Annotated in this window: 8 protein-coding genes and 1 pseudogene; 8 read left to right on the top strand and 1 reads right to left on the bottom strand. The window is 41.0% G+C overall.

Annotation, left to right across the window (positions count from 1 at the left end; all coding sequences use genetic code 11):
* From ACFIO3_RS09060 to ACFIO3_RS09025, 8 genes and pseudogenes are all read left to right on the top strand, one after another.
* Positions 1-105 (top strand): annotated as a pseudogene (locus ACFIO3_RS09060) (septum formation inhibitor Maf); the annotation flags it as partial.
* Positions 106-126: 21 nt separating this feature from the next.
* Positions 127-411 carry a DNA gyrase inhibitor YacG gene (yacG, locus tag ACFIO3_RS09055; RefSeq protein WP_375608180.1) on the top strand — a complete coding sequence of 95 codons (285 nt, stop codon included), beginning with the start codon at positions 127-129 and terminating at the stop codon, positions 409-411.
* Between the two features lie 249 nt (positions 412-660).
* Positions 661-1,017, top strand: coding sequence for a hypothetical protein (locus tag ACFIO3_RS09050; protein WP_375608181.1), 357 nt, complete (start codon positions 661-663; stop codon positions 1,015-1,017).
* Positions 1,017-1,343 carry an MFS transporter gene (locus ACFIO3_RS09045; protein ID WP_375697387.1) on the top strand — a complete coding sequence of 109 codons (327 nt, stop codon included), beginning with the start codon at positions 1,017-1,019 and terminating at the stop codon, positions 1,341-1,343. Before ACFIO3_RS09050 ends, ACFIO3_RS09045 begins: the two co-directional genes overlap by 1 nt.
* A 38-nt stretch (positions 1,344-1,381) precedes the next feature.
* On the top strand, positions 1,382-1,825 hold the full coding sequence (locus ACFIO3_RS09040; RefSeq protein WP_375608182.1) for a hypothetical protein: 444 nt from the start codon (positions 1,382-1,384) through the stop codon (positions 1,823-1,825).
* Complete coding sequence (locus ACFIO3_RS09035; protein ID WP_375608183.1) at positions 1,816-1,989, top strand: hypothetical protein; 174 nt, start codon at positions 1,816-1,818, stop codon at positions 1,987-1,989. Before ACFIO3_RS09040 ends, ACFIO3_RS09035 begins: the two co-directional genes overlap by 10 nt.
* A 269-nt stretch (positions 1,990-2,258) precedes the next feature.
* Complete coding sequence (locus ACFIO3_RS09030; protein ID WP_375608184.1) at positions 2,259-2,546, top strand: helix-turn-helix domain-containing protein; 288 nt, start codon at positions 2,259-2,261, stop codon at positions 2,544-2,546.
* A 368-nt stretch (positions 2,547-2,914) separates the two neighbouring features.
* Positions 2,915-3,091: a hypothetical protein gene (locus tag ACFIO3_RS09025; RefSeq protein WP_375608185.1), complete on the top strand. Its 177-nt coding sequence runs from the start codon at positions 2,915-2,917 to the stop codon at positions 3,089-3,091.
* 399 nt (positions 3,092-3,490) lie between these two features.
* Here the strand turns inward: ACFIO3_RS09025 and ACFIO3_RS09020 are convergent, their stop codons facing one another.
* Positions 3,491-3,862, bottom strand: coding sequence for a helix-turn-helix domain-containing protein (locus ACFIO3_RS09020; protein ID WP_375608187.1), 372 nt, complete (start codon positions 3,860-3,862; stop codon positions 3,491-3,493).
* Positions 3,863-4,666: the final 804 nt, after the last annotated feature.

Here is a 4,666-nt window from a genome sequence, read left to right as displayed (position 1 = left end):
GGTTCTTATTCTAATGTTGTGGGATTGCCTTTGGCTGAAACAACCGATCTCTTGACCGCTTATCACTATCCACTTTTTACTCACTGGGCTGAACAAACGCATTAGAAAAACTTTAAGGTAAGATCAATGCAAGGTGAAAAGCAACAAAAAGAGAAAAGCAAAAATGAAAAAAAAGCAATAGAAGAAAAGTTAATGAAGAAGTCAATGACAAAGGTGTGTCAAGAACAAAAAGAGCTAAATTTACAAAAAGAGACCCGTCCTCCGCATCCTTGTCCTATTTGTGGTCAGATGTCACAAAAATCTTCTTATCCTTTTTGTTCCACACGCTGTCGAGCTATTGATCTTAATCGTTGGCTTTCAGGCGCTTATATCTTACCACCCCCACCACAAGTAAGTGATGAAGAAGAATAAAAGGGGTATTCCTCTTGAGAAAAGAACGCTAAAGCGTTTTTGTGTGGGAACTGAAGGGGAGGCGCGCGCGATTATCCTATATCAATGTATTTAAGGGCTGGATTAACGGCTTGCTTATTATCGTCATTCGCAAAGACGCAGATTAAGTTCAATCAACGATGGATGTTTTAATACATATCTAAGACTTATTTCCAGAGGTTTTGTTTACCATGGATAATTATAAATTGCTTTGTTGCAGGAAGGTTGTTGGTGCCTTTAGGGTGTGAGGGAAAAATTGATAGTCCAATCAGTATTGCTAAGGAAAAAAGAGGGGCGCGTGTTTTGGTGCAAAGAGATGGGGCAATAAAAAATCGCTTGTTGGTGCTTTTGCTGGGTAATGGCTTAGTGTCCTTTGGGGGGTGGATTGATTATATCGTGATTTTGACCGTATCTGTGTTCACGTGGAAAGCTGATCAATATAACATCCCTTTGATTGGAGCGGCAACATTATTCCCTGGTATCATTCTGTCTACGCCAATTGGAATGTTGATAAATCATCGTTCTATAATCCATTGGTTGTGTGGGCGTTACTGCTGTTACGGGCACTCTGTACTGTCATTTTATTAATGGCGATGAGTCTGCAAGGATTTATTATATTGGCAGTCATTCGAGCAACATTCAATAGTATCACTATTCCAGCAATTTCTGTTCTCAGTGCAAATTCTGTTCCTGAAAAAGAACGGAACCATTATGATTCTGTGCTTAACATGATCAATAGCGCAGCAAAGATGATAGGACTTGCTTTGGGGAGTGCTCTGTCTGTCCTTTTATCAGATACCTATACTTTATTGTTTTCGGGATTTTTGACATTCCTAGGCTTTATGGTATTTTGTTGTCTTGGTGCACAACCTGTCTCGTCACTCATGATAAAAAAGCAATCCAAAGAACGTTGAGCTATATCCTAAATCATCAGGTGTGAATAGCAAATACCATGAAATTACAGCAGAGACTTTATGGGACAGCTTGGTATGCTTATGTGGGGGTGATATTCATTTATTTTGCCATGGTCTTTATGGTGAATAATCAGTTGCTCGTTATTCTCAGCACAATGAAAATGAATCAACAAGCTCTTGGGATGCTGGTATCCGCTTCAGCGATTGGTAATTTTCTCTATGGGTTTTGGAGTGTGAAAAAATCAAAGCATAACCCCCTTACAGGAAAAATATCGGAGTTGTTAATGCCAGCCATGTCAACAATGGTTTGTTTTGCCGTGATTTCGGTGTGCTTTTTTTACTTTGATTTACTCCATATTGAGACTTTGTTGCTTTGTTTTTTCCTCATTGGAATGGTCAGTGCTCGCTTTTTCATATCTTCTAACATTTATCTGGTAACCCATTTCAATGAACAAATTGGGATCGCTTCCGGATGGGTGTAGTCTGTACAAAATTTAGCTATGTTGGTGGCGCTCTTTGTTGGAGCATTTGTTTTAGGTCATACTTCGGCTGGAAAATTGTTCCTTCTTTCTGGATGGATTGGATTATGCTGTTTATTGGGGATCAGGATGTTGGTGAGCAGTTTGTCGTCCGTTGTTTGTACTGAATGATTGGCTCGTCAACTCAGTTAAGTGTTTTAACTCATTTTTCCTAGCTTCAAGGAGTATGAAGGTAACACAACATAAGGGTGAATCAGTTTTTTAATGCTATAGCGTTAAATTTAACTCATTATGTGGGGGGAATAAGATTCTGGGAGTTTTTGTTATGTTTAAGTGCTTCTCAGCACTAAAGCAAAAAGCTAACTATAATTCAGTACTTTTAGACTCCCGGAATACCAATGCGAGAGGGGGGGCGCACTCAGTTGGGGAGGTAAACGTGCGAGATAAAAATCCGCATTCTCATGATATTTTTATAAGAAAAAAATTTGTTGTAGCAGAAACTTCATGGGAAATTCTCAAGAACAATTGGGGAAAAAAATTAGGCGTAAGCTTCCAACAAATCCAAAAATATGAAAAAGGTATAAACCGTGTAGAAGTTGGACGTTTGCTGGAAATCGCCAATATATTCGATGTTCATATCTCCTTTTTATCCTATGCTATAACACACCGTTGTTTGAGGGCGGCGATATCAGGCATGGGAAACTTTAGGTGGGGGATGGATTGATAACTGATGGGGCTTCTTTGCTTCAGTAAAGGTGGATGATGTGCAAAACGCACTGCTTTGCCATTTTTTTAGATGATGAGCGTTTTTCTGTTTTAGAATTTTTTGAATAGCTTTTTTAAAGCAGTTCGTGTTGGTCGCATTTTTGTCGATGGATAATGGATAAGGTAGTGGCGCGTGATCACTTCAATATATTTCACTTACCTTATTATGCCGTAAACACTGTTCGTTTGAGGAGAGGCTCTGAAGTTTGTAAGGGGGGCTGGGTAAGAAGCTGGGGTGTAGAGCGTTGTTGATAGAGCAGCGTGGAAGGGTGGGCGTTTCATTGGGCTTTGTTCTGTAAAGACGTAAAGGCGTAAAAACGTGGAACCGTGAAAAAGGAAGCTGCGGTTTTATGCGTGGTGTATGCTTTTGTCATGGCATGGAATGGGGAGAGAAGGTTGGGGGGCGTGGATGAAGAGTTTATTAAGGGGGGAAATTGGGATGAAGAGGCGGCGTGTGGATGGGAGTATTTGAGAAATGGGGGGAACAATATAAATGGAGAGTGACTTAGATAAAGTGTATTGGGAGAGGAAATAAAAAAATGGGTGCAGAATGGAAGGGGTGCGTAAAGGATAGAAGTGAGGGGGTGGAGCATGTTGTGAATGGGTGTGTAAAGAATGGAGGATGGAGAGAGAGGGGAGAAGAGTTTGCGGATGGAATGAAAAGCCCGAGATGAAGAGGAGGGAAGGCGTTGGTTTGAGAAGAGAGGGAATGGAGGAGAGTATGAACAGGTTAGGATGGTGTGTCCAAGAGGTGGTGGGATGAAGGGATGAAGATGACGTGAGGAGGTAGGATTTGCTTATCGTGCCTGATGAAACAGCGTTGTTTGGAGGAGGGATGATCTGAAGCTTATACTTTAGGGTATTGGCTCTATTGGTGAATAATGTTGGTGCCTGCGTTTTTGCTTAATCAGAAATCAACCACAAGATTGCCTTCTGTTTTTTTGGTTTGAGCTCTCTAAAGTTTTTCAAAAGAGTGTGTTCTTTTTCGCTATAGGTGTATTGGTCGTGGTGTAAGAGAGTTTCTTTTGTGGGAAGATCTTCTTTTGTGGCAATGTCTGCATAAAAAAAGCTTATAGGGATATCCAGTTTTTGGGCGATTTTGAGTAAACACCCTACGCTTACACGATTTAAGCCTTTTTCGTATTTTTGGATTTGTTGAAAACTGACACCTAAATGGCTTCCTAATGCTTTTTGGGAAAGTCCTATTGAAATGCGTCTGTGACGGATTCTTTTGCCTATCAAAATGTCGATAAAATGTGGATTTTTAGTTGGCACTTCAAGCCCCCCCTCCGGTTGCGAGCGCCCTCGCATTGGTATTCCGGGAGTAACAAGTACTGAGTCCGAGTCAGCATTTTGCTTTTAGTGCTTGTGGCACTTGGACATAGCAAAATCTCCCGGAATCCCGGGATACCCACAAAAGTAGGTTCAATTGTACGCTCGGACTTAGGGCTTGTCTTCCCTCTTGATCGCTGCGTAGACGACCAAAATTACACTTTAAGTGATAAAGTAATTTCAGAAGATTGGCAAGAAAAATGAAAAATTTTCTATTCTGTTATACCGTAAAACGGCGCTATTTGAAGGGGGAGTGAAGAGCTTGAATATTCATGATAGGGCTTTGATTTGTTGAGCCTGATGAAGTGCTGTCGTTTGAGGAGGGTAGTCTGAAGACTGTAAGGGGACTAGGCAAAAAGCTGGATTCATTTTCAGAGCAGTGTTTACAAAGCGGTGCGGGGTGGTGATGTGGAAATTTTATTTGTCTGATTTCTGTGAATATGTAAAAGCGTGAAAACGTATATCCGTAAAATAATGCGGAGGATTTGTACTGTGTGTATGCTTTTATCATGGCGTGGAATGTGGTGAGAGAACTAGGGGGATGCATTTGTGAATGGAGCGGGGAAGCTGGGATGAAAAGGGGTGTTAAGTGCGTTTTCTGGAGAAGAGTATGTGGAGAATATTGGGAGGAAGGGCTTATTTGTCTTGTCTGATAACGCCTCTTTTGAGGGGTGGTGATAATTATATGAAGTGATCAGTAGTCCTTCCCTAGATAAGAAGCTGGATTCATTTTCAGAGCAGTGTTTA

This window comes from Bartonella sp. AD328YNZD (assembly GCF_042196425.1).
This window is presented reverse-complemented; position numbering and strand designations above follow the sequence as displayed.